Source organism: Cupriavidus basilensis (assembly GCF_000832305.1).
In the GTDB taxonomy this organism is placed as follows: domain Bacteria; phylum Pseudomonadota; class Gammaproteobacteria; order Burkholderiales; family Burkholderiaceae; genus Cupriavidus; species Cupriavidus basilensis_F.
This window is the reverse complement of record NZ_CP010536.1, coordinates 3,978,845-4,000,209: the sequence shown is the minus strand read 5'-3', so window position 1 is coordinate 4,000,209 and position 21,365 is coordinate 3,978,845. Positions and strand designations below refer to the sequence as shown.

Genomic DNA, 21,365 nt, shown 5'->3' with positions numbered 1-21,365 from the left:
CCTTCGAAAATCGCGATTTATGCAGGGCGATCCAAAAAACTGCCTTAGTGAGCGGTAATTCGTCGCAATAACCTGCTACTGCCAAGCGATTAATGCCCTTCGCCCAGCGCCGCCAGTTGGTCCGCCTGGTGTTCCGCGGACAAGGCGGACAGGAGCTCGTCGAGATCGCCGTCCATGATCATGTCGATCTTGTAGAGCGTCAGGTTGATGCGGTGATCCGTCACGCGCCCCTGCGGGAAATTATAGGTGCGGATACGATCACTTCTGTCGCCGGTGCCGATCAGGTTGCGCCGGGTGCTGGCTTCTTTCGCCTGAGCCGCGCGCAGCTTCGCGTCCATCAGCCGGGCCGCCAGGACCTTCATGGCCTTGTCCTTGTTGCGATGCTGGCTGCGGTCGTCCTGGCACTCCACCACAATGCCGGTGGGTAGGTGGGTCAGGCGCACGGCCGAGTCGGTCTTGTTCACGTGCTGGCCGCCAGCGCCGGAGGCGCGGAAGGTATCCACGCGCAGGTCCGCCGGATTGATTTCCACCTCGGTCACCTCGTCGGCCTCGGGCATGACTGCCACCGTGCAGGCCGAAGTGTGGATGCGCCCCTGGGCCTCGGTGGCTGGCACGCGCTGCACGCGATGGCCGCCGGATTCGAACTTCAGCCGGGAGAAGGCCGCATCTCCGGCGATCCGGATGATCACTTCCTTGTAGCCGCCCAGGTCGGACGCCGATTCGCTCATCACCTCCACCTGCCAGCGCTGGCGCTCGGCGTAGCGCGTGTACATCCGCAGCAAATTGGCGGCGAACAGCGCGCTTTCCTCGCCGCCGGCACCTGCGCGGATTTCCAGCAGCAGGTTGCGGTCGTCGTTGGGATCCTTGGGCAGCAGCAATTTCTGCAGGCTGCCTTCCAGCGTTTCCAGCCGCTCGCGGGCCGTGGTGATCTCATCAGCCGCGAACTCCTTCATCTCGGGATCGTCCAGCAGCGCTTGCGCGGTGGACAGGTCCTCCTGTGCTTGGCAGTACTGCGCATACTGCTCGGCCACTGGCGTCAGCTCGGCGTGTTCGCGCGTGAGCTTGCGGTACTGGTCGATCTTGGCGGTGGCATCTTCGCGCGCAAGCAGGGCGTTGACTTCGTCGAGTCGCTCGGACAATTGGTCGAGCTTGGCAAGCATGCTGGCTTTCATGGGGGTCCGAAGGGGCGCGGTGAAACGGCGCGGTGAAACGGGTGGAGACGGATGTTGCTGCCGGGATGCGTGCGGGCCAATGGCCAATGGCCTGAGGCAACGCAAAGCTGGCCGCGCGCAGGACACGCACGGCTGAGGCGAGCGCGGCTAGCGCTCGGAGTGGCTGCTGTGGCGGAACAAGCCCGGCACCAGGCGCAGCAAGGTCTCGCGGTCCTCGCCCTGGGTGTGGTTCAGGGCGTGGGTCGGGCCGTGCAGGAATTTGCGGGTGAGCGCGCCGGACAGGGCTTCGAGCACGGCTTGCGGGTCGTCGCCGCGCGCCAGCATGCGGCGCGCGCGCTCCAGCTCAGCCTGGCGCATGGCCTCGCCCTGCACCTGCAGTTCGCGGATGACAGGCACCACGCTGCGGGTTTCCAGCCAGTGCATGAAATTCTGCACGCGGCTTTCGATGATGGCTTCCGCCTGCGCCACGGCAGCCTGGCGCATGGCATTGCCCTCGCGCACGATGGCGCCGAGGTCGTCCACGGTGTACAGGAAGACGTCGTCCAGGCGCGCGACTTCGGGCTCCACGTCGCGCGGCACGGCCAGGTCCACCATCATGATGGGGCGGTGGCGGCGCAGCTTGACGGCGCGCTCCACCGCGCCCAGCCCGATGATGGGCAGGGAGCTGGCGGTGCACGACACCACGATGTCGAACTCATGCAGGCGCGCGCCGAGCTCCGACAGGCGGATGGCCTCGGTGGTCAGGCCCTGGCCGGCGAGTTGCTCGGCCAGCCGCTCGCCACGCTCCACAGTGCGGTTGGCCACCACGATCTGGCGCGGCGTTTGCGCCGCGAAGTGCGTGGCGCACAGCTCGATCATCTCGCCCGCGCCGATGAACAGCACGCGCTGGGTCGAGACGCTTTCAAAAATCCGCTGGGCCAGGCGCACCGCGGCAGCGGCCATGGATACCGAATGCGCGCCGATCTCGGTCTGGCCGCGGACTTCCTTGGCCACCGCGAACGTGCGCTGGAACAACTGGTTCAGGTAGGTGCCCAGCGCGCCGGCTTCACCGGCGGTGCGCACCGCATCCTTCAACTGGCCCAGGATCTGGGTTTCGCCCAGCACCATCGAGTCCAGCCCGCTGGCCACCCGGAACGCATGGCGTACGGCTTCGGACTGCGGCAACGAGTACAGGTGGGGAGCGAGTTCGCCGGCCGGCACGTTATGGTGCTGCGCCAGCCAGCGCAGCGTGTGCTCGAAGCCCTCCGAACCCGACAGCAGCACATCGGTGGCGCAATAAATCTCGGTGCGGTTGCAAGTGGAAAGGATGGCGGCTTCGGTGCCATTCTTGCCCGCCAGGTGGGTGCGCAAGGCGCCCAGGGCGGGTTTAATCTGCTCAAGCGGAAACGCCACTCGCTCGCGCAGCGAGACGGGCGCCGTGGTGTGATTGATACCGATCGCGAGCAGTTGCATGGTGGGGAGCATGTCTCTCTGGCCGGGCTCCGGGCGGCGGCTTTGCAGGCTGCAGCGCGGGAGTCAGGTGCAATCCGGGCATGAATTCAAGCGCGGATTCCGGCGCAAAGCGCCGCCGAACCGGGCTACATTATAGCGCCCGGCGCGGATCTTGCCCGAGCGCGGTCGGGTTTACCGTATTGTTGCGGCCACGCGTGGCGACCGGCGGGACTCCCCGGGCGGCGCGCCATATTCTGGAATCTGGGAGAAAGTGATGTTGGGTACGCTGGCGGTAGGGGTGTTGGCTGGGCTGGCGGCGCGGTGGCTGCACCCCGTGGGCCGGGTCAGCCTGCTTGCGGCGGCGGTGTTCGGCGCAATGGGCGCGCTGGCCGCGTTTTACGGCGGCCGTGGGCTGCACTGGTTTGTCGACGGGCAGATGGCGGGCTGGTTCGCGGCCATCCTGGGCGCGGCCGTGCTGGTTGGCGTCGGGGGTGTGGCCAGGGGGCGGTGAGATTGAATGACTGCCGTCCAATCTCGAATCCCGAATCCTTAATTCACGCCAACGCCGCTTTAGCCCGGTTACCCGCGCTGCTCCAGAAATCGCCTCAAAACCCCGCTCGAATAATGGCTGGCCACGTCGGTCAGGAACGCCGCAAAATCCACGTGCGCGGTATCGTCGGCCCGATCCGATAGCGTGCGCATCACCGCATGCCGCACGCCATACTCATGGCAAACCTGCGCCACCGCGGCGCCTTCCATTTCCACCGCCAGCACGCCGGGCAAGCGCTCGCGCAACTCGGCCGCGGCGGCGGGTGCGCCGATGAACTGGTCGCCGCTGGCGATCATCCCCACATGCAGCCTGGGCGCACTCACCCCAAAGCGCGCCAGCACGCCGGCCGGGACGGAGGTCGGCAGATCATCCCGCAGGTAGCCTGCCACGGCATCGCGCAGCGCGGCGGTAAGTGCCGGGTCGGTGGGGAATTCAGCGCGATCCAGCAGCGGGACCTCATGCCGGGCAAAAAACGGCCGCGCGTCCAGGTCGTGCTGCAGCGTGCGGTCCGCCACCACCACGTCCCCGACCCGCGTCTCGGCCCCGATGCCGCCGGCCAGGCCGGTGAAGACGATCTCATCCACGCCGAACTCGCGCACCAGGGTGACCGTGGTGGCCGCCGCCGCCACCTTGCCCATGCGCGCGAGCACCAGCACGCAGCGCTGGCCGTAGAGATGGCCAACGTGATAGTCGCGCATGCCGATCGTCCGCACGGTGGCGCGGGCATCATCATGGCGCATGGCGGCGATCAGGCCGTCGACTTCATCGTGGATGGCGGCGAGGATACCAAGGGTCATGGCGAGGCGTGGCCGAGTTGGAGAAACGCACAGCATACCGGGCCGGGACAGGGCGGCAAAGCAGCGCTGTTGCATGTTCCCGCTCACGCAAGGAAAGCTGCGCAGATGGCGGCGGCTTTGCTACAGTGCGCTGGCGTATCCATCACATGGGGCATCGATGCAGGCAACCACAACGCAGGGCTTTCAAGACCGGCGGGCAGCGCGCCAAGCGCTGGCAGACTGGCGTGAGCAGGGCGTGCTCGGCGCCGACGGCGTGGCCGCCGGCTGGCCGGGGACGGAGCCCGACGCGGCGCAGTGGCGGACCTGGCTCGATCGCACGTTGCTGATGCTGGGCGCCGCGTTGCTGTGCGCCGGCGTGATCGTGTTCTTTGCCTTCAACTGGCAGGACCTGCACAAGTTCGCCAAGTTTGGCCTGCTGGCCGGCGCGCTGACGCTGCTGGCGGGATTCGCCTGGCTGCGCCCGCCCGCCGACATGGCGGGGCTGGCGGCGCTCTGCGGCGCCCAGGTGGTGGCCGGCGTGTTGCTGGCCGTGATCGGGCAGGTGTATCAGACTGGCGCCGACGCCTGGCAACTGTTTGCCCTGTGGGCACTGCTGGCGATCCCGTGGGCGCTGGCCGCGCGCGCGGCGCCGCACTGGTGGGTGGTGATCGTGCTGGCCAATGTGGCGCTACTGCGGTATCTCAGCGTGCGCCTTGGCGTGGGCGGCATGTTCGACCTGCTGTTTGGGGCGGCCGGCGAACGCGCCACCACGCTCTCGTTGCTGGTGGCCACGCTGGTGCAACTGATGCTGTGGTTCGCGCTGCGCGCAGTGGCGCCGGTCGACGGCTTTCGCGGGCTGGCCGGCGCGCGCATCCTTGCCACGCTGGCGTGTGCCTATGCCGGCTGGCTCGGCCTCGCCAGCATCCTGCACAACCGCTTCGACCCCGCCATGTTCGGCGTGGCCATGCTCGCGCTGGGCGGGCTGCTAGCGTGGTTCCGGCTGCGGGCATTCGATGTGGTGGCGCTCAGCCTGGCCAGCTTCTCGGTCATCGTGCTGCTGGTGACCGGGGTTGCCCGGCTGCTGCTGGAGGGCCGCCGGGACGCGTTCGGCGCTTTCCTGATCCTCGGGCTGCTGACCATCGGCCTGTCCGCCGCGGCGGCGGCTTGGCTGCTGCGCGCCTATCGACACCACGGGCAAGCCCAAAGCGGCGCGCCCAACGGAGAGCCGGCATGACCAGCGACCGTCAAGTAGTACAAAGGTTGTGGCAGGACCTGGCCGCGCGCGGCCTGGTGCAAGGGCAGCCGCAAGCCGCGCAAGGGCGCACGCCATGGGCGGTCAGGTTGCTGATGGGCCTCGCGGGCTGGCTCGGTGCGGTGTTCTTCCTCGCCTTCCTGCTCGGCTCAGTCTTTGTGGCCGCACGCGACAACGCCACGGCAATGGCGCTCTGCGGCGCCGCCATGATTGCGCTGGCCGCGGTGCTGTACCGGCGCCGCGCGGCCGCCACCGCGCTCGAGCAATTCGCGCTGGCCGTCAGCCTCAGCGGCCAGGGCCTGCTCGTGTACGGCGCGAGCCAGGCCTACGGCGGTAGCCGCCTGCTCGAATCGGCGGCTTTCTGGGGCGCGCTCGCGTTGCTGGAGGCCGTGCTCTATGTGCTGGTCAGCAACCGGCTCCATCGCTTCCTGGCCGCGCTGGGCGTATGGACCGGCGTGGCTCTGGCGCTCCACCTGGCCATGACGCCCGGCCTGCGCCACGTCTGGCAAGCCATGAGCTTCTCGCTGGGCTGGCTCGCGCCGTTGGCCATGACGCTGCTCACCGGCTTCGTGCTGGCGCAAGGGCGGCTCTGCGCCGCCGGGCTGCACAACTGGATCGAGCCGGCTGCCGACGCCACGCTGCTGTTCGCACTGGGCGCAGCCCTGGTGGTGACCGGCCTCAGCCAGCCTCAGGCACTGCTGTTCGAGGCCAGCACCGGGCGCCACGCCGGCAACTACTGGATGGCCGGCGCGCTGTTCGGCCTGGTGCTCGCCGCGTTTGTTCTTGCCGAAGCAAGCCGGCTGCAGCTAAGCCCGGCGGTGCGGGGCACCGCGCTTGTCGGCGCGGCGCTGTTCAGCGCCTTGCTTGCCGGTGCGCCGGCGGTCGTCGCCGCGGCGCTCGCGCTCGGCCTGGCGCTGCGCCGCAGCTCGCTGCCCTGGCTGGGCCTGGCCGTCGCCGCGCTCGGCAGCGGCTTTATCTGGTACTACAGCGCGCTGCACTGGACGCTGCTGATCAAGTCCGCCACGCTCGCCGGCGCCGGCATCGCCGTGCTGCTGCTGCGCATGGCGCTGCGGCGTGACGGCGCAAGGAGACAAGGATGAAACGCTGGATACTGTTGGCATGGGTCCTCACGCTCGGCCTGGCCGCCTTCGCCATCACCGGCAAGGAACGGCTGCTGGCGCATGGCGACACCGTCTACCTGCGCCTGGCGCCAGTCGATCCGCGCTCGCTCATGCAAGGCGACTACATGGCGCTGAACTTCGCCATTGCGGACGCTATCCGCGAGGCGCTCCACCGGCAAGGCATCGAGCCCGCGCGCGAGCAAGTCGCCGTGATCCGCCGCGACCCGCGTGGCGAAGCCACCCTTGTGCGCTTGCACACAGGCGAGGCGCTGGCCGGCGGCGAGCAACTGCTGCGCTTCCAGACTGTGCCGTCGCGCTGGGGCGGCACGCAGGCGCAGGTATCCACCGATGCGTACTTCTTTCAGGAAGGGCAGGGGGCGCGGTTCGAGAAGGCGCGCTATGGGGAATTCCGTGTGGGGCCGGACGGGCAGGCGTTGCTGGTGGGGCTGCGGGGGGAGGATTTGGGGGCGCTGTGAGCAGTTGGCGTGAGCTGCCGCTTGTATCCGGGAAGCCCCGCGGGCCCTTGGGCCTTGCGGGGCTTCTGTTTGCCCTTCCCGGCGTGCGGATTTCTGCGCAGACGCTGAGTCGCAACGCCTAACCGCCGTGCCTCGCCCAGAAAGTGGCGGGCGTAACGATCGGGTAGCGTTGTGCCAGCGCCAGCAAATCCTTATCGCCGGTGATCAAGTATTGCGCCTGGGCGACGCGCAAGGTAGCAAGCACGGGCTGATCCGCAGGATCTCGCAGTTCGTCATCCCGCCCACTATCCGGCTCTACCAAATCGGCCAGCAGAATGAGGCTGTCGGCCAGATCGCGAATTTCTTCGGGGCTTAAGCGGATCCGCGTGAGACGAGGCAGAACTCTCGTCATCTCGTCCAGGATGTACCGCGACAGCACGACGTCAAGCGCGCCTTGTCGCCAGGCTTGAACTATGCGTCCCGGTATGCTTGCCGGATAGGCCAATCCCGATATCAGCACGTTGGTGTCAAGTACGACGCGCAACCCTGGCATTAGCGATTCCGTTCTGCGGCCACGGCGGCTTCGATTTCAGCCATTCCCTGCTCGGCCGGGACATCGTCGTAGGCATGCGCAACACGATCGCTCAGCGCCTCGAAGTGTTCCCGCATCCTGCGAATACGCGCGAATAGTTCGGCATCGACCAGCGCGGCGACCGGCTTACCGTCCTTGTTGATGACGATGCTGTCGTGGCGGTACTGCACTTGATTGAGCATGTCGCCCAAGTTCTGCCGGAAATTGACTGCGGTGACTTCGGTAATCATGGTTATCTCCATCCATATTGATCACTATGATCAGTATGATTGCTCCTTGCCGTACCGTCCAGTCACCCTGCGTAGACATCCCAAGCCAATTGGCCGCGGCTTCCGGATCGCACCTTGTACGAGTTGCAACTACGCCTCGTCAGGCTTCGACTGACCGAAATCAAGGGTCTGGCGATGACGTGCCCAACCAGCCACTTGCTTCAGCCTTTTGCGCCGAACCATCTCCCAGGCGCTCAAAGGATCTCTTTGATTGAAGATCGGGCGAAACGACAACCTGGGACTCGTTCGATTGTCGCGTCGTGCGAGGGCGTCTGCGCCGCGCCTGCTCATCCGTACAGGCGCTTTCATCTGTGCGATGACCAGCGTAAGTCTTTCGCGAAGGAGCCCAAAGCTCTGTATGCGCGTCTTCGTGGAGTCAGCAGCCGATGCCTCGGGAGTGCGCACGATCATTGCTGCCAGCGCTATACTAGACGAGTCGCTGCAACCACAGCGACCGGGATTGGCGTCTCGACTACGTGGGAAGACAGCCGCCGCAAGGCGGTTCCTTTGAATTGGTCAAGAGGAGGCGCACATGCCCCAGTCCTTGTTTGTCCGAATTGCCTGTACCTGGCATTCGGCTTATCCCAAAGTCCCCGTAATTCCAAAGCGCATGCGCTCCCAAATCGGGAGTGCATCCAATGTGTAAGCACCCCCACTACAACATCAGCGCCGAACAGACAGGCCGCGATATCTTCGTGACCGCGCACGCTGCAGCCGAAAGCCCGCTTAGCCTCGCCGCTGAAAAGGCTGCGCAACTCAATGCGCTGCTGTCGGTCGCCATCGAGAACGCTGCCGGGGGCACCCTTGCCAACTTGACGGAGGAGACCCAGGGCCATCTGCTTTCGCTGGCGGCGACACTCGCTAACGAAGCGCTGGTGTTGAGCGAACTCGCGGTCCTGCGGGACTTGGAGGGGACGCGCGATGGATGATCTTGTGGTGGCTCGGCACAAGAGAGGGGCCGCCACCTGAAGCAAAAAGCCCCGCAGGCACGCATGCCTTGCGGGGCTCATTTTTTGTCGCCCGCCGAGTCCAGCCGGCGGACAGTGGTGCAGTCTGCTTAGACGTTAAACCGACATATCGACCTGAAATCCGCGTAGTTGATGGGTCTATGGCGAGGGGCTCCCATTTCGTACCCGGTTTCATACCCGGTTTCGTTGTCGTTACTAGCACCCATCGCGCTTTTACGGTGCACGAGCAGCTGACGACTCCCCCGGATGACTGGCGTCGCCATCTACCAGGCACGCTCTTCTAAAACAGCCTTGTATTTTGTCAGATTCACACCAACGATCAGGGAGACCCGCGTACCTCGCGAAATCGGATCCTTCTGTTCGAAACAGCTAACGGTCTGCGTATGTGTTCCTTTGGCCGGGTTTCCGTGCTTGTCGGTGGGGTGCAGAATAGTAATTTCCGTGCCGCTGGGATGATCGTCCCGGATATTCTCAGAAAGGAAGAAATTGCCTTTCTTTCCATTGACCAACAATTCAGCCTTGAACGCATTGGAAAAATTGCGCAGCAAATCGACGAGAGTCTTCGCGCTCACCGTATCCACCAGGTCAGCATATACTCGCCAGGCTTGCTGTACTGTCAGCACGAGCCCTGTACGCTGACCGGCCACCAACATCGTAAAACTACGCAGAGGAAACTTATTCGGGTAGTGCTTTGTAAACAACGAAATGAGGAAGGGCTCGCCGATGGCTACTGGCGGTCCGAAGTGCTGCTCTTGATCGGCTTTACTCACCGTTTCTCGGATTATTTTCTCTTCCTGGTCGAATCGCTTTCCGTAGAACTGAATGATATTTGGAATAGCGACAACCTCGAAAAGATCGGAGGGGAGGTCGCCCTGTGCGGACAAGTTGGCAAGTGCTTTCTGTGTGTCCGTGGGGCCAACCAGAGCTTCCATCTCGTCATCAAGCACATCTTCCAATCGCTCGAGCGACTCACGAGTACAGTCAGTTACTGCTATTCCAAGCTTGGCTCGGATTTCTTCTAATATGGCGGTGCGCAACTCCAGTTCGCTGGGCACGCGAAACTGGTGAGCTACCGGATTTGCATCATCGTCTAAAGCGACTGCGGCACGCGCAAGAATCCCGGCTGCTGTAACCTTATCGAACCGCGACAGAGTTGTGATCAATTTTTCACCTCTCGATCATGTCGAATTCGGCCGCAGCCAAATCGAGAATTTGCAGCTCTGGTCCGTATGCCGCTCGACGCTTGTGAGGCACGGTGAGCAATCGGCCGGAGCTTTCAATTGGATGCCGCGGAATCACAAAGAGTACTGGACGCCATATTTTCCAGCTCTTAGATGTGATCGCGCTGACGATCTCGTCATGCTGGTCCTTCGTGATCTCGGACGTGCTGAGCCACTGCGTTGCAAGTCGGCGAAACGTCTTTGAGTACCCCTTAATAAGCGCGCTGTGTGTGTCTTCTCGGTCACAATCTCCGTGGAGCTGATCGTAGATTCCTTTGGGACTGGAACTGGGGGCAATAGCGGCCCCAGCAGATCCCGCAGGTGCGCTCGTCGGATCGTAGTGCTCACTGCACCACACGAAGTGACGACCTCCCCTGTACTTTACTGCGATCTGATGTGCGTACCAACAATTCGTTGAATAGAGAACGGGACCGGCCAATTTGGTTAGCTCATTGTTGTTTGGTCAATCGGCGCAATGGTAATGCAAACAGAGGCCCGCCACTACCGGTCAGCTACCCTCTGCTCCACACCTCGGAAGGATTTCCTGCGCCCCCCGGCTGCAGTGGAAGTTGTGGCGGATAGTAGGTATTGCTATGCTCTCCACCAGTAAACGCGTCGGCTACCCAGCAGCCGATCGGGTTGGGGGGCTCGGCAGAGGGCCCCGGCTTCGGAAGGGTTCCCCTGCGCAGCCCCGCCGGCGACACTTCCCATTCTAACGGGATGGCATATGCGTCACATTGGGGCGCCGGTTGTTCTGGGTCTCTTGGCGGTGAGCCAGGCTGCAGATGCTCGGGGGCGCCAGCTATGTTCGGGCAGCAAGGGCGGGGTTTCGCATTGCAGCGGCAGCAAGTTTGTCTGCAAGGACGGAACAGTCAGCAAGTCGACCAAAACGTGCTCGCAGTGACCACGAGCGTTCCTCATGCGGAGCTGTAGATCCAAATGGTTTCAGTGACAGCTAAGCGCCCCCTCCAAGTGTATCTGGATAGTAGCGACTTCTCGACGCTGGCTAACCCTAGTGCCCGCACAGAAGCTCATTCCGATACCGAAAGAACTCTCTTGTCTTGGCAAGAAGAAGGCCTGATCCAGCTCCGATATAGCTACGCTCACGTCATTGAGGTCGCCCCAGTGGACGCATCGAGCTTAGATGCCGCGAAGATGCGCCTCAGGCATATCTCCCGCCTTTGCGGTAGGGCGTGCTTGCTGGATCCCTTCGCCATAATGGAATCGGAGCTTCTTGCAACGAGAGCGCCGCATCAAGGTGTCAGCGCTCCTGAAGTCTCTAGGTCTGATGGGCACTGGATGCCAAGCTTCGACGACGCGCTTATTGAGCCGACTTCCCCCGCTGTTTTGCTCCGCGAAGAGCTAGACTCGATGCACCTCAATCGAAAATCGAGACGGAAGCACGAGCAGGAGTTTTTCGACAGCCGGGGCGGCTTGCGCAGCTCTGCGTACAAGCGCCTTCGCAGCCTCGCTCTCACCGCTGAACAGCACGCAGCAGATCAATTTCCGATGACACCGGCTGCATTGCGTGATGTTATTCAGTACTCGCTCGGCATTGGATCCAGGGAGACGGCCATCAAGGGGATTAGGGATTCGATGGCGGACCTGGAGTGCTTTGCAGACTGGTATGCAAAGCAGTGGGAGCGTGTCGCGCCGGTATCGTTGTGCATTCGGGAGATCGGGGAGAGTTTGATGGAGTCGCTACTTGCTCTCGCCCAAGAAGTTAGCGGACTTTGCGAGGGGCTTGCTAATGCTGGTGAACCTTCCGACGCAGTCGCGACTGGGCTACGCGACGTTTTCACATCGCTATTGCGGAATCAGCCTAGATCTCTCGTACGGAGGCTTGCAGCGGCTCAGGGAATCACAGTGGGCGACGCATTCGATTGTTCATGGGAGAATGCTCCGACTCTGATGACAGTTGCTAACGTCATGTGTCACCTAGGACGCCGGTCAGCACTGCTACCACAGCGGCATCGTAAGCCACTTGCAAGCGATTTTGGCGATATCTTACATACCGTGTACGTACCGCACGTAGACATTTTTCGGGCTGATGGCTTCATGGCGAATACGATATCCGAAGCAAAGCTCCCTCTCAAAACGACCGTGGTCGGCAAGTTCCTCAATCTTCCGAGCGCCATTGAGCGGCGGCTACAAGGATAAGGGCGACGTGCGGCGCGAGAGTCCGCACAGCAGAGCGCTCGGGCGTGCATCGATGCTTGGCTACGATGCATAGGATCATATGACACCGGGCCGATGAGTATCTGAAGGACGCTCGAAATACTACTTCCCTAAGCTATGGTCTCCGACGGCAAAAATCTTCTCCCCTGGTATCGCCAGTTACTTTATGGGCTGACAAACTGGAGTTTGTTTGCAGCCGGCGTAGTGAATCTGGCTGTCGGCACCTGGCATGTCGCACACAGTAATACGTCAATCGCAGCGACATCACTCGCAGCCGGGCTCGCTCTCCTTTTTGCCGCAACGATTGACCGCTTTGAATCCATCAAGGGCCTGGGCATCGAGGCAAAGACGAGGAAGTTGGACGAGAAGATCGAGCAGGCCGATGAGGCTCTCCGCAAACTGCGACAGCTTGCCGAGATTACCGGCGAGACACTTGTCGATCTTCATAGCAAGATGGGAAGGTGGGATTCCGCACCGAGCCCCAGGGAGAGCTACGAGCTAGCACAGCGGGTTCGCTCTACCATGCAAGCTATGGGTTCTGATCCCACGACAACTTCTAGGGCTCTCCGCTCGTGGGCAAAGGTAATATGCCACGATCTGGCTCGCGCATTTGCCGACCCCATGCACAGTTTCACTTCGGAAAAGATTCGTGCGCTGGATGAGATTAGAAGCGCTCTTCCGAAGCCATTGAGCCCGAATGACCCTGAGTTTCTGAGGCTCACTACTGAGATCAATCAGGGGCACGCATATCTGGAGCGCCTTGGAAGAATCCATCAGTTTGAGCTGGACGACTATCCATCACGGTTCTTAGCCCTATTCGACGGCGCGCCCTATCGAGCTTCAGAGGAGCTTGCGCCGGTTCGGGAGAAGGCACTAGCGTTCGCTGCCGATATGACGGAGTTGCGGAGTTCGATGAGCTTACCCAACGCGGAGAAATGGATTCGAGAGATCGATCTATCGCGAGGACGTGGCCAGTAGGCGCCGCCTTCCCAAGGTGCGTCGCGACAAGACGGGGCATATCCGAGTGGCTTCGGGGGGCTACTGCTGAGTTGTGCGAGGGCCTACTCATAGAAGTCTCGCGCTATATCGCCGCAGTAGTAATCACGGTAGAAGCGCCACCCTCCCATCGCGCAGCCAATGAGCGTAAGCACGGGCCAGACGACATAGGCGACGGGGAGCGCAGGCTCGCAGACGGCAGCGGCGCCTGGGAGGATGCCCGGTACCATGCACGGGACGGTATTGATAGCGTAGGCGGCGATGAATGCAATGAGGGCCCATAGCCACCACCGCACCGATGCCCAGACGAATCGGGTCTGAAGCTGTTGCATCGTTGGGCAATTTCGGCGCCTAGGCATGATCTGCAGTGTGAATTTAATTGCTCTACTCTGCCGCATATTGGCTCGCTTCCTCTGCCCCACGGCGGAGGGGTGTTGCGAACATGCAAGAGCGCGACGGTCTTAGCAGAGCGTCGCGGATTTCTTGCCCTTGGTGAAAAACAGCAAGTTGGTCTTCACACCGGCCCCAGCGGTGGAGAACACTGCCACCCGGCAGGCTGACGATGGCCCACAGGTCGCATTCGTCCGCCAGCTTGCGCTTGGTCTCGTGCACCTTGTCGAGGATGTCGCGCAGGTTGGTTTCACTGTGAAGGCCTCGCCCGTGGGCTTCTTGGGGCGCGGCTTGCGCGGCCCCTTTACCTTTCTGGCCGCAGCAGAATCAGTTCGGGGAGTACTGCCTCCTCTGCCTCGTGCTTCTGATACCCCCCGGCCATCAGGCTCGCCACCTGCTTCGCCGCCTCCTTGCTGGCCGTCTGCGCCCTCTCGTTGAGCGTTCCGTCCTTCTGCATTTCCTTGTATTCCTTCGGGCGCCACTTCTTCCAGTGATTCAGCGCCAGCCCAACGTACTGTAGCCCTAGCATCGTCCTCTCCATTAGAGATTCCTCGGATTCGAGTGTAGTGGACGGCGACGGCTTTGTAATCTCTCCAAGGCCAGTCGTCTCCACCTCGGCGGCACTTCTCACGCGGTCAAAGCCAGCCGCGCGGGCCGGCAACCGCAACACTCTTTGGTTGCCACGTTCAAGCAGAAAGATAACTTTTATGAAGGGCATATTGGCCGCGTACCGCGAAGGGTGGACCGTATCGTTGCCGGTCGGATTAGCTGCTAGCCGCGCCAATTAACCGCTGACAACTGGCCGCTGGGGCCAAAGCTGGCCGTCTGATGCGCGGCATTGGCACTCTCGCGGGGCTGGCTCTAAGCCTACCAGTCCTATGGTTGGATAATGGGCAGCTTGCCCTCTTTCACTCAGCTGCGCACCGATTTGCCTATTCGCGTCTGACGCCTCCCATGGCTTGCTCTCCATCTCCATCTTTGGTGACCGACCTCAATAGGCCGTCCACCTCGCCACGCCCTTTTTTTCCTCAACTCGGGAATGGTCTTCAGTGGGTGGCAACTGGCAACATTCATTCGCACCGTGTGGCGGTGTACTGAAATCACCGCAAACCCCTTTTGCTACACCGTGGGGCGGTGTAGCAGACGATCCCTCTGCACCGTGGGGCGGTGTGGATCTACACCGTAAGGTGGTGTAGGTCTCACGTTTCCCCCCCGCTCTGCTGAGCTACACCGAAACGGGCATCTTTCACAATCGGGGCGGTATCCATCATCCGCCAGTGTCCTGGGTAGAAACTTCCTGGCTTGATGTCCAGGTCGGCATAGTTGGAAATCGGGACCCAGGTGAGGGCGAACCAGTCGGGCCCGATGGACCTGCCGCCCTGCCGGGTTTTCAGGGCGAGACCGCGCTCCGTCAGCTCAGCCTTTGCCTTCTGCACTTGGTCGGATGAATTCCAGCCACGCGCCTTCAGCCACCGTTCCGAAAGCTGCAGGCGGCCGTTATTGCGCCCGCTATGCTGTCGCAGGAGTTCGAAGAGCATGGCTTTCGCCCGAATGGACGCACCAACGAATGCCACGCTGTCCAGCACTGCGTGCGGGATCGGTGTGTATGAGCCAGAGACGGCCTCCTGCGGCCGTTTCTTTGCGCTCATGCCTCACCCGCGCTTGTTGGGGCTTGCGATTCGTCGTTCGGCAGGCGGGCGCGCTGGGCTCCGACAGAGTTGCGGGCTTTCAATTGGGAACCTCCCCGCGACAGGCGGCGGGGCTGCGCGGCTCGTAGCTCGGCCGCATAGGTCACCAAGGCGACCTTACGCTCGTCGTAGGGCTTGCCCACGCCGATCAAGGCGGAATCGCGGATTTGCAAGCGGTTCAAAATGTGCAATTCGGAGTGGCTCAGGCTGCCGCGGTCGAGCGGACCGAACTTGCCGGCGAAGGCAAAATTAATCAAGCGCACCTCGTTTGTGTAGTGGTGGGCCTTCGTCTCCTTGCCCTCGGCTTCGCGGCGCATGGCCAGCATCTCTGCTACTACGGCATAGTTTGCTGCAACTTCGCGGCGGGCCTCGGCCCAGCCGGTGGTAATGCGTTCCGCCAACTGCACGCGCATGCTCATGAACGCATCCACCAAGCGGGCCTGGCCTGCGCGAGAGTTGCGGCCACCAATGAAGGGCATGGCGATCAGGGCGCCCCGCTCGGTCAATTCGATGGCGCGGCGCCGCTCGCCCTTGGCATCGGTGTACTCAACCTCCTTGAAATCAAGGCGGTTGATCGTGTCGTCTGCGATAAGGCTACCGATCGACTGCATCACGTTGTCATGCCGGCGCCCGAACTCACGCGCGATCGACTGGGAATCGGTGACAGGCACACCGCGGTGCAGGTGCACCAGCGCCGGCAGTACTCTGCCATTGGGGGGGCTGGCGGGCATCGGATTGACGGGGGCGCGGCGATTTTGCTTTTGCAGGGTGGCCGGCATTAGTCAGTCCTCCGTGCCAGCGCGCGTGGTGCCGTAGCTTTCGGGGTCGGCCAGGTATTCGCGGATGGCGTCAACCGGCCAAGCAGTGACGCGCGGGGAGAGCTTGACGGGGGCGGGGAAGGTGCCGTCCTTGACCTTGCGCCAGAGGGTGGTGCCCGAGAACGGCAGGATGGCTGGGATCAGATGGGACTGGCGGACGTAGCCCGTCTCGGGCAGGGTGCCCGCGGGATTGCTGCGGGGTTTGATGGGGGCCGGCTTCGGGCCGGTCGGAAAATAGGTGGATTCTTCCATGTCGCGGACCTCGTGAAAAGAAGTGGTGCGACACGAATTAAATAGACCAGGCGATACCTCGAATAGCCGGGTGGGTTCGGAAAACCCACCCGTCGAGAGCAACATGGGGTGGGTGGGTTGCTGGCTGACTAAGAGGCGGGGCAGCCTTCAAACCTAGCGCTGGCGCGGCTCTAGGGGTGGGGTGGGTTATTCGACAGGTGTCCGAGGTGCTCCGCCACCATCTACCCAGTTCGCGACCTTCGCTGCTTCTGCAACTGCCGATTTGTTCATGTCGCCCTCTTTGTAGCCGTGCTTGCGGCTGTCTCGCTTGTGAACCAGTCCAAGCACCTTGTAGTTGGACTCAAGCCATTGCTCCATCGCGACCTTTGGTGACTTCCTCCGCCTCAGGTTCTCGTCCTCCATAGCCTGCCAAGCCTTCACCGCAGCGGCGAGTCTCGGCGAATGGCGTTCGTGGGTAGGCTCTAGGTAGTCCAGTGTGCGTGCGTCCTCAGGAAAGAAGAAGCACGACCGCACGCCGCGGCGGGCGAGCCATTGCGTCAGGTCGTCTACGGCAACGGTGGTCGCGTGCGGGTCGAGTGCCCCCACCGCTTCGCAGTGGTGAGGTCTTGGTATGGATCCGTCGCGGGAGCGGAGGAGGGTCCATACACCGGTGTAGACCTTGTCCGCTTTGAGCGTGCCCCGCCCCGCTGCATGCATCAGCATCTGCAGCGCGGTGTCGAAGACTTCGGGCGTTTCTCCAATCTCGTCGCCGCCCGGTCTGTCCAGTCGTAGGAGGTGGTATCGGTTCACCCCGGATTTGTCTGGCGCCTGCACTCGGCTGGGCCTTGAGCCGGCGAGAAGCGCGGCAACTGCCGTCAGCGGAAGGGTGTCCGCAATCCTGCACAGATCAAGCTCGTCCATACGCTCCTTTTTTGCATCTATCTTGGAGAGCTGCGCCGGCCGAGTAGGGGACCCGGCTTTCGATCCGTCGATCTAGGCGCGGCTCGCAAATGTCAGGCAACCTTGCCGTTGATCGGCAGCACCGTTGCGCCTGCCTTCCATGTGTCCAGCATGTCCGCCCACTGCTGCATCATCTTTGCCCTGTCCGCTAAGTGGTCCGCGTGGTTGTAGGTGCGCCGCACCGCGTTGGGCTCGGCGTGCGCCAACTGCCGTTCGATCCAGTCAGTCGGGTAGCCCAGTTCGTTGAGGCGCGTGCTGCCGGTGGTGCGCGTTGCGTGCGGGCTGTAGGTGCCCGACCAGCCTAGGTACTTGAGAGCCTGGCGCAGCGTGGCATCCGTCATGGGCTTGGTGCGGTCGTCTCGGTTGGGGAAGACGTGCGCGTGCCGGCCGGTCAGGGAGTATTGCGCGCGCAGCAACTCGGTCGCCTGCCGCGGCAAGGGGGCAGTGTGCTCCTTCCGCTTCTTCATGCGTTCAGCAGGGATGCGCCAGAGCCCCGCGTCCAGATCGAATTCTTCCCAGCGCGCGCCCGCGGCCTCGCTGGGCCGGCACAAGGTCATCCACATGAGGCGGAACACGGCCACTGTCTGGAAGTTGCGCTCGTAGCCGCCCAAGTCGCGCAGCAGCCGTCCGATTTCGTCTGACGAGAGCGGGCGTTTGTGCTGGGTCTTGTTTGCCGGCAGAGCCTTTCGCACCGGATAGACCGGATCGACCTCGGCGCGCAAGGTCGATATCGCCAGTTCGAATACCGCGGACATGGTGCGCTTGGCCTCGGCGGCCACGGTCGGCCCGTTCTTCTGGGCGGCGGCCTGCAGTACGTCCAGCACATGGGCCGGCTTGATCGTGTCCACTGGCAACTTTCCGACCTTGGGGAAAACGACGCGCGCTAGCATGTCCAGGCGCCTGGCCCTGGTAGTTTCGGTCCAGTCCTTTAGGCCCAGCCACTCCTTTGCCACTGCCTCGAAGGTGGCGGCATTCTGCTGGCTGCGCTGGATGCGTTCGAGCTGCCGGTGGTGTGCTGGGTTCACGCCCTGTTTGACCAGTGACCGCGCCTTGGTGCGCGCCTCACGCGCTTCGGCCAGGGTAAAGCGTCCTCCCGCTTGCCTTGCCTTCGTCTGCGCCGGGGTTTCCGCGGCCGGTGCGGTGGCGTAGTCGCCGAGTGCAAATAGGCTTTCCTTGTGCTTACCATCCACTGCCAGCTCGAAGCGATAGCGCCAGGCCTTCGCGCCGTTCGGTTTCACCTCCAGATACAGGCCCTTGCCATCGGTCAGCTTGTACGGCTTATCCTTGGGCTTGGCGTTGCGGCATTGGGTATCGGTCAGCATTTCCAGTCCCGGTGCGGGTTTGTGGCAAGTCTCCGGCGAAAACCGGGTATGAAAATCCGGGATTCGGAGCTGTCTCGTGGTGTTGTACCCGGTCTTGTACCCGGTTTTCTTCGGGATGACAAGAAGTGATGTGATATGACAGGAAACAAAAAACCCCGTAGGCACAAGGCTTTACGGGGCTTTTTGGGATACCGTGGGATGGTCTGAAATGAACCGTCCGGCTTAGACGTTGAACAAGAAGTTCATCACGTCGCCATCCTTCACCACATATTCCTTGCCCTCCGCGCGCATCTTGCCGGCTTCCTTCGCGCCTTGCTCACCCTTGTAGGTAATGAAGTCCTCATAGGCGATGGTCTGGGCGCGGATGAAGCCGCGTTCGAAGTCGGTGTGGATCACGCCGGCCGCCTGTGGAGCAGTGTCGCCCACATGGATCGTCCACGCGCGCACTTCCTTCACGCCGGCGGTGAAGTAGGTCTGCAGGCCGAGCAGGGTGAAGCCGGCGCGGATCACGCGATCCAGGCCGGGTTCTTCCATGCCGAGGTCGGCCAGGAACTCGGCCTTGTCCGCATCGTCGAGGTCGGCGATCTCGGCTTCGATGGCGGCGCACACGGCTACCACCGGCGACTTGGTCTTGGCGGCGTGGGCGCGCACGGCGTCCAGGTGCGGGTTGTTCTCGAAGCCGTCTTCACGCACGTTGGCCACGTACATGGTGGGCTTGGCGGTGATCAGGCACAGCGGCTTGATGGCGGCCCATTCTTCATCGGACAGGTCGAGCGTGCGCACGGCCTTGGCCTCGTTGAGCACGGCCTGGGCTTTTTCCAGCACGGCCACCAGGCGCAGCGCTTCCTTGTCGCCGGCGCGCGCGGGCTTGATGTAGCGTGCGTGGGCTTTTTCGACGGTGGAGAGGTCGGCCAGCGCCAGTTCGGTGTTGATCACTTCGATGTCGGACAGCGGATCGACCCGGCCGGCCACGTGGATCACGTTGTCGTCTTCGAAGCAGCGCACCACGTGGGTGATGGCGTCGGTTTCGCGGATGTTGGCCAGGAACTGGTTGCCCAGGCCTTCACCCTTGGACGCGCCGGCCACCAGGCCGGCAATGTCGACGAATTCGACCACGGCCGGCAGGATGCGCTCGGGCTTGACGATCTCGGCCAGCTTGGCGAGCCTCGTATCCGGCACTTCCACCACGCCCACATTGGGCTCGATGGTGCAGAACGGATAGTTCTCGGCGGCGATGCCGGCCTTGGTCAGGGCGTTGAACAGCGTGGACTTGCCGACGTTGGGCAGGCCGACGATGCCGCATTTGAGGCTCATGGTAAACCTTTAAAAATCAATGGGTTGCGGTTCACCCTGGGTGCGTCCGGCGCACTGGAATGGCGCAGCGATGGGGACGCAGAGGGGAGGGTTCAGCACGAGACAACACAGCCAAAGCGGGGCGTTGCTCACCGGTTTTGTGCTGGGGTGCCATCAGAAAGATGGCTATTGTAACCTCGCCGGACGTTGCGCTGAACCGGCTGGCCACGCCTGCTGCCTGCTGAATTTGCGCGCCTCGCGGGCGTGCGCCCCTTTGCCGCAGGCGCCTGGGCGGCGCTTCATGCGCGCGAGGGCGCACCAAAGCCGTCGTGCCGGGGTGGCTATAATCCATGCATGACTCGTCCATCTCCCTCCCGTTTCCAGGTTGCCGTGGTTGGCGGCGGCATCGTCGGCAAGGCTTGTGCGTTGCTGCTGGCCCAGCAGGGCATGCAGGTGGCGCTGGTTGCGCCGCGCTCTCCCGCTTCCGCAGCTTCCGCCGCTACAGCGGATCCTGGCCAGTGGGACAGCCGCATCTACGCCTTCTCGGCGAGCTCGCAAGCCCTGCTGGAGCAGTTGCGCGTGTGGGAGGCGCTGGACCCGGCGCGGATGCAGCCGGTGTGCGACATGCGCGTGTTCGGCGATGCGAGCGCGGCGCAGGCGAATGCCTCGGCTGCCGGTGATCTCCATTTCTCGGCCTACGCGGCCACCGTTGCGCAACTGGCGTGGATCATCGAATCCGGCCATGTGGAGCGCGTGCTCGATACCGCGCTGCGCTTCCAGCACCAGGTGCACTGGCATGACGATACGGCTGCGGCGTTCGCGCGCGACCATGATGGCGTGACGCTGACCCTGGCCGGCGGCGGCAAGGTGCGCGCGGCTTGCGTGGTGGGCGCCGATGGCGCGCGCTCGTGGGTGCGCGAGCAATGCCACATTCCGGTCACCAAGCGCCACTATCGCCAGCTTGGCGTCGTGGCGAATTTCGAATGTGAGCTGCCGCACCAGGACACGGCCTGGCAGTGGTTCCTGGGCACGCCGCCCAAGCTGATGGCGGACGAGGAGCCGGCCAACGGCGAGATCCTGGCGTTGCTGCCGTTGCCGGGACAGCGCGTGTCGATGGTGTGGTCGGCCGACGATGCCCATGCGAGCGAGTTGCTGGCGCTGTCGCCCGAGGCGCTGGCCGATACCGTGATGCAGGCCGCCAGCGGCGCAGTGGGACGCCAGTTTGGCGCGCTGCGCTGCGTGACGCCGGCGCAGGGCTTCCCCCTGGTGCTGCAGCGCGCCGATCAGTTTGTGCAGCCGCACGTGGCACTGGTGGGCGACGCCGCCCACGTGGTGCACCCGTTGGCGGGGCAGGGCATGAACCTGGGTTTGCGTGATGTGGCGGAACTTGGCCGCGTGATGGCCGCCAAAGAGTCTTTCCGCGCAGAAGGCGACTTGCGCTTGCTGCGCCGCTACGAGCGCGCGCGCGCCACCGATTTGTTGTCGCTGACGGCGGCTACCGATGGCCTGCATCGGCTGTTTTCCCTGCCTGGCGGCGTGGCGCGCACGGTGCGCAATGCCGGCATGCGGGTCGTGGGTAGCCAGTCGCTGCTCAAGCGTTTTCTTATCGGCCGCGCGCTGGGCTGAGCGCCCGCCCCTTGAAACCTGAATCCTGAGCTCGCTCGCGCGAACCGAATCATCGAA

Annotated in this window: 21 protein-coding genes; 7 read left to right on the top strand and 14 right to left on the bottom strand. The window is 63.2% G+C overall.

Annotated elements, in window-relative coordinates; translation table 11 throughout:
- Window positions 1-89: 89 nt before the first annotated feature.
- Both prfA and hemA read right to left on the bottom strand, forming a co-directional pair.
- Window positions 90-1,172: a peptide chain release factor 1 gene (gene prfA, locus RR42_RS18470; RefSeq protein WP_043350020.1), complete on the bottom strand. Its 1,083-nt coding sequence runs from the start codon at window positions 1,170-1,172 to the stop codon at window positions 90-92.
- A gap of 147 nt (window positions 1,173-1,319) precedes the next feature.
- Entirely contained in the window at window positions 1,320-2,624 is a 1,305-nt protein-coding gene (hemA, locus tag RR42_RS18465) for a glutamyl-tRNA reductase (RefSeq protein ID WP_043352352.1), read from the bottom strand.
- Between the two features lie 253 nt (window positions 2,625-2,877).
- Here hemA and RR42_RS18460 point away from each other — a divergent pair, with 253 nt between their 5' ends.
- Window positions 2,878-3,114, top strand: a complete 237-nt coding sequence (locus RR42_RS18460) for a hypothetical protein (RefSeq protein WP_043350016.1) — start codon at window positions 2,878-2,880, stop codon at window positions 3,112-3,114.
- 68 nt (window positions 3,115-3,182) lie between these two features.
- On the opposite strand, the gene RR42_RS18455 is transcribed toward RR42_RS18460, so the two are convergent.
- A complete protein-coding gene (locus tag RR42_RS18455) occupies window positions 3,183-3,950 on the bottom strand; it encodes a 5'-methylthioadenosine/adenosylhomocysteine nucleosidase (protein ID WP_043350013.1) in 768 nt (255 codons plus the stop codon).
- A 157-nt stretch (window positions 3,951-4,107) separates the two neighbouring features.
- On the opposite strand from RR42_RS18455, the gene RR42_RS18450 reads away from it, so the two are divergent.
- From RR42_RS18450 to RR42_RS18440, 3 genes are read left to right on the top strand one after another with little or no spacing between them, the layout of a single operon-like run.
- Window positions 4,108-5,163 (top strand): DUF2157 domain-containing protein, encoded by a 1,056-nt coding sequence (locus RR42_RS18450; protein ID WP_043350009.1) that lies wholly within the window; start codon window positions 4,108-4,110, stop codon window positions 5,161-5,163.
- Window positions 5,160-6,281 (top strand): DUF4401 domain-containing protein, encoded by a 1,122-nt coding sequence (locus tag RR42_RS18445; RefSeq protein ID WP_043350007.1) that lies wholly within the window; start codon window positions 5,160-5,162, stop codon window positions 6,279-6,281. The genes RR42_RS18450 and RR42_RS18445 overlap by 4 nt, the downstream gene beginning before the upstream one ends.
- Entirely contained in the window at window positions 6,278-6,778 is a 501-nt protein-coding gene (locus RR42_RS18440; RefSeq protein WP_043350004.1) for a GDYXXLXY domain-containing protein, read from the top strand. Before RR42_RS18445 ends, RR42_RS18440 begins: the two co-directional genes overlap by 4 nt.
- Window positions 6,779-6,896: 118 nt before the next feature.
- Here the strand turns inward: RR42_RS18440 and RR42_RS18435 are convergent, their stop codons facing one another.
- Together RR42_RS18435 and RR42_RS18430 are read right to left on the bottom strand one after the other, a co-directional pair.
- Window positions 6,897-7,310, bottom strand: coding sequence for a putative toxin-antitoxin system toxin component, PIN family (locus RR42_RS18435; protein WP_043350001.1), 414 nt, complete (start codon window positions 7,308-7,310; stop codon window positions 6,897-6,899).
- Window positions 7,310-7,579 carry a type II toxin-antitoxin system Phd/YefM family antitoxin gene (locus tag RR42_RS18430; protein ID WP_043349998.1) on the bottom strand — a complete coding sequence of 90 codons (270 nt, stop codon included), beginning with the start codon at window positions 7,577-7,579 and terminating at the stop codon, window positions 7,310-7,312. The genes RR42_RS18435 and RR42_RS18430 overlap by 1 nt, the downstream gene beginning before the upstream one ends.
- 677 nt (window positions 7,580-8,256) lie before the next feature.
- Between RR42_RS18430 and RR42_RS18425 the strand changes: the two genes are divergently transcribed.
- Window positions 8,257-8,547, top strand: coding sequence for a hypothetical protein (locus RR42_RS18425; protein ID WP_043349995.1), 291 nt, complete (start codon window positions 8,257-8,259; stop codon window positions 8,545-8,547).
- Window positions 8,548-8,849: 302 nt separating this feature from the next.
- Here the strand turns inward: RR42_RS18425 and RR42_RS39765 are convergent, their stop codons facing one another.
- Complete coding sequence (locus RR42_RS39765) at window positions 8,850-9,749, bottom strand: hypothetical protein (protein WP_144409850.1); 900 nt, start codon at window positions 9,747-9,749, stop codon at window positions 8,850-8,852.
- Window positions 9,750-11,105: 1,356 nt separating this feature from the next.
- Here RR42_RS39765 and RR42_RS18415 point away from each other — a divergent pair.
- Complete coding sequence (locus tag RR42_RS18415) at window positions 11,106-11,966, top strand: hypothetical protein (RefSeq protein ID WP_144409849.1); 861 nt, start codon at window positions 11,106-11,108, stop codon at window positions 11,964-11,966.
- 282 nt (window positions 11,967-12,248) lie between these two features.
- Here the strand turns inward: RR42_RS18415 and RR42_RS39760 are convergent, their stop codons facing one another.
- From RR42_RS39760 to ychF, 8 genes are all read right to left on the bottom strand, one after another.
- Window positions 12,249-12,431 (bottom strand): hypothetical protein, encoded by a 183-nt coding sequence (locus RR42_RS39760; protein WP_144409848.1) that lies wholly within the window; start codon window positions 12,429-12,431, stop codon window positions 12,249-12,251.
- A gap of 1,243 nt (window positions 12,432-13,674) precedes the next feature.
- Entirely contained in the window at window positions 13,675-14,088 is a 414-nt protein-coding gene (locus tag RR42_RS18400) for a hypothetical protein (protein ID WP_043349982.1), read from the bottom strand.
- Between the two features lie 481 nt (window positions 14,089-14,569).
- Window positions 14,570-14,908: a hypothetical protein gene (locus tag RR42_RS18395; RefSeq protein ID WP_144409847.1), complete on the bottom strand. Its 339-nt coding sequence runs from the start codon at window positions 14,906-14,908 to the stop codon at window positions 14,570-14,572.
- 107 nt (window positions 14,909-15,015) lie between these two features.
- Window positions 15,016-15,837 carry a Rha family transcriptional regulator gene (locus RR42_RS37790; protein WP_052494692.1) on the bottom strand — a complete coding sequence of 274 codons (822 nt, stop codon included), beginning with the start codon at window positions 15,835-15,837 and terminating at the stop codon, window positions 15,016-15,018.
- Window positions 15,838-15,840: 3 nt separating this feature from the next.
- Window positions 15,841-16,128, bottom strand: coding sequence for a helix-turn-helix transcriptional regulator (locus RR42_RS18380; RefSeq protein WP_082054933.1), 288 nt, complete (start codon window positions 16,126-16,128; stop codon window positions 15,841-15,843).
- A gap of 186 nt (window positions 16,129-16,314) precedes the next feature.
- Complete coding sequence (locus RR42_RS18375) at window positions 16,315-17,028, bottom strand: hypothetical protein (RefSeq protein ID WP_043349979.1); 714 nt, start codon at window positions 17,026-17,028, stop codon at window positions 16,315-16,317.
- A gap of 92 nt (window positions 17,029-17,120) precedes the next feature.
- On the bottom strand, window positions 17,121-18,389 hold the full coding sequence (locus RR42_RS18370; RefSeq protein WP_043349975.1) for a tyrosine-type recombinase/integrase: 1,269 nt from the start codon (window positions 18,387-18,389) through the stop codon (window positions 17,121-17,123).
- Between the two features lie 222 nt (window positions 18,390-18,611).
- Window positions 18,612-19,703 (bottom strand): redox-regulated ATPase YchF, encoded by a 1,092-nt coding sequence (ychF, locus tag RR42_RS18365; protein WP_043349972.1) that lies wholly within the window; start codon window positions 19,701-19,703, stop codon window positions 18,612-18,614.
- 333 nt (window positions 19,704-20,036) lie between these two features.
- On the opposite strand from ychF, the gene RR42_RS18360 reads away from it, so the two are divergent.
- A complete protein-coding gene (locus RR42_RS18360; protein ID WP_043349969.1) occupies window positions 20,037-21,308 on the top strand; it encodes a UbiH/UbiF family hydroxylase in 1,272 nt (423 codons plus the stop codon).
- Window positions 21,309-21,365: the final 57 nt, after the last annotated feature.

Excerpts from the sequence above, each read along its gene's own strand:
- RR42_RS18370 (WP_043349975.1), bottom strand. The coding sequence starts at position 18,389 with ATGCTGACCGATACCCAATGCCGCAACGCCAAGCCCAAGGATAAGCCG.
- RR42_RS39760 (WP_144409848.1), bottom strand. The coding sequence starts at position 12,431 with ATGAAGATCGACAAGTGTCTCGCCGGTAATCTCGGCAAGCTGTCGCAG.
- RR42_RS18400 (WP_043349982.1), bottom strand. The coding sequence starts at position 14,088 with ATGCCCTTCATAAAAGTTATCTTTCTGCTTGAACGTGGCAACCAAAGA.
- RR42_RS18430 (WP_043349998.1), bottom strand. The coding sequence starts at position 7,579 with ATGATTACCGAAGTCACCGCAGTCAATTTCCGGCAGAACTTGGGCGAC.
- RR42_RS18445 (WP_043350007.1), top strand. The coding sequence starts at position 5,160 with ATGACCAGCGACCGTCAAGTAGTACAAAGGTTGTGGCAGGACCTGGCC.
- RR42_RS18395 (WP_144409847.1), bottom strand. The coding sequence starts at position 14,908 with ATGCTCTTCGAACTCCTGCGACAGCATAGCGGGCGCAATAACGGCCGC.
- RR42_RS18415 (WP_144409849.1), top strand. The coding sequence starts at position 11,106 with ATGCCAAGCTTCGACGACGCGCTTATTGAGCCGACTTCCCCCGCTGTT.
- hemA (WP_043352352.1), bottom strand. The coding sequence starts at position 2,624 with ATGCAACTGCTCGCGATCGGTATCAATCACACCACGGCGCCCGTCTCG.
- RR42_RS37790 (WP_052494692.1), bottom strand. The coding sequence starts at position 15,837 with ATGCCGGCCACCCTGCAAAAGCAAAATCGCCGCGCCCCCGTCAATCCG.
- RR42_RS18435 (WP_043350001.1), bottom strand. The coding sequence starts at position 7,310 with ATGCCAGGGTTGCGCGTCGTACTTGACACCAACGTGCTGATATCGGGA.
- RR42_RS18380 (WP_082054933.1), bottom strand. The coding sequence starts at position 16,128 with ATGGAAGAATCCACCTATTTTCCGACCGGCCCGAAGCCGGCCCCCATC.
- RR42_RS18375 (WP_043349979.1), bottom strand. The coding sequence starts at position 17,028 with ATGGACGAGCTTGATCTGTGCAGGATTGCGGACACCCTTCCGCTGACG.
- RR42_RS18440 (WP_043350004.1), top strand. The coding sequence starts at position 6,278 with ATGAAACGCTGGATACTGTTGGCATGGGTCCTCACGCTCGGCCTGGCC.
- RR42_RS18425 (WP_043349995.1), top strand. The coding sequence starts at position 8,257 with ATGTGTAAGCACCCCCACTACAACATCAGCGCCGAACAGACAGGCCGC.
- RR42_RS18360 (WP_043349969.1), top strand. The coding sequence starts at position 20,037 with ATGACTCGTCCATCTCCCTCCCGTTTCCAGGTTGCCGTGGTTGGCGGC.
- ychF (WP_043349972.1), bottom strand. The coding sequence starts at position 19,703 with ATGAGCCTCAAATGCGGCATCGTCGGCCTGCCCAACGTCGGCAAGTCC.
- RR42_RS18460 (WP_043350016.1), top strand. The coding sequence starts at position 2,878 with ATGTTGGGTACGCTGGCGGTAGGGGTGTTGGCTGGGCTGGCGGCGCGG.
- RR42_RS18450 (WP_043350009.1), top strand. The coding sequence starts at position 4,108 with ATGCAGGCAACCACAACGCAGGGCTTTCAAGACCGGCGGGCAGCGCGC.
- prfA (WP_043350020.1), bottom strand. The coding sequence starts at position 1,172 with ATGAAAGCCAGCATGCTTGCCAAGCTCGACCAATTGTCCGAGCGACTC.
- RR42_RS18455 (WP_043350013.1), bottom strand. The coding sequence starts at position 3,950 with ATGACCCTTGGTATCCTCGCCGCCATCCACGATGAAGTCGACGGCCTG.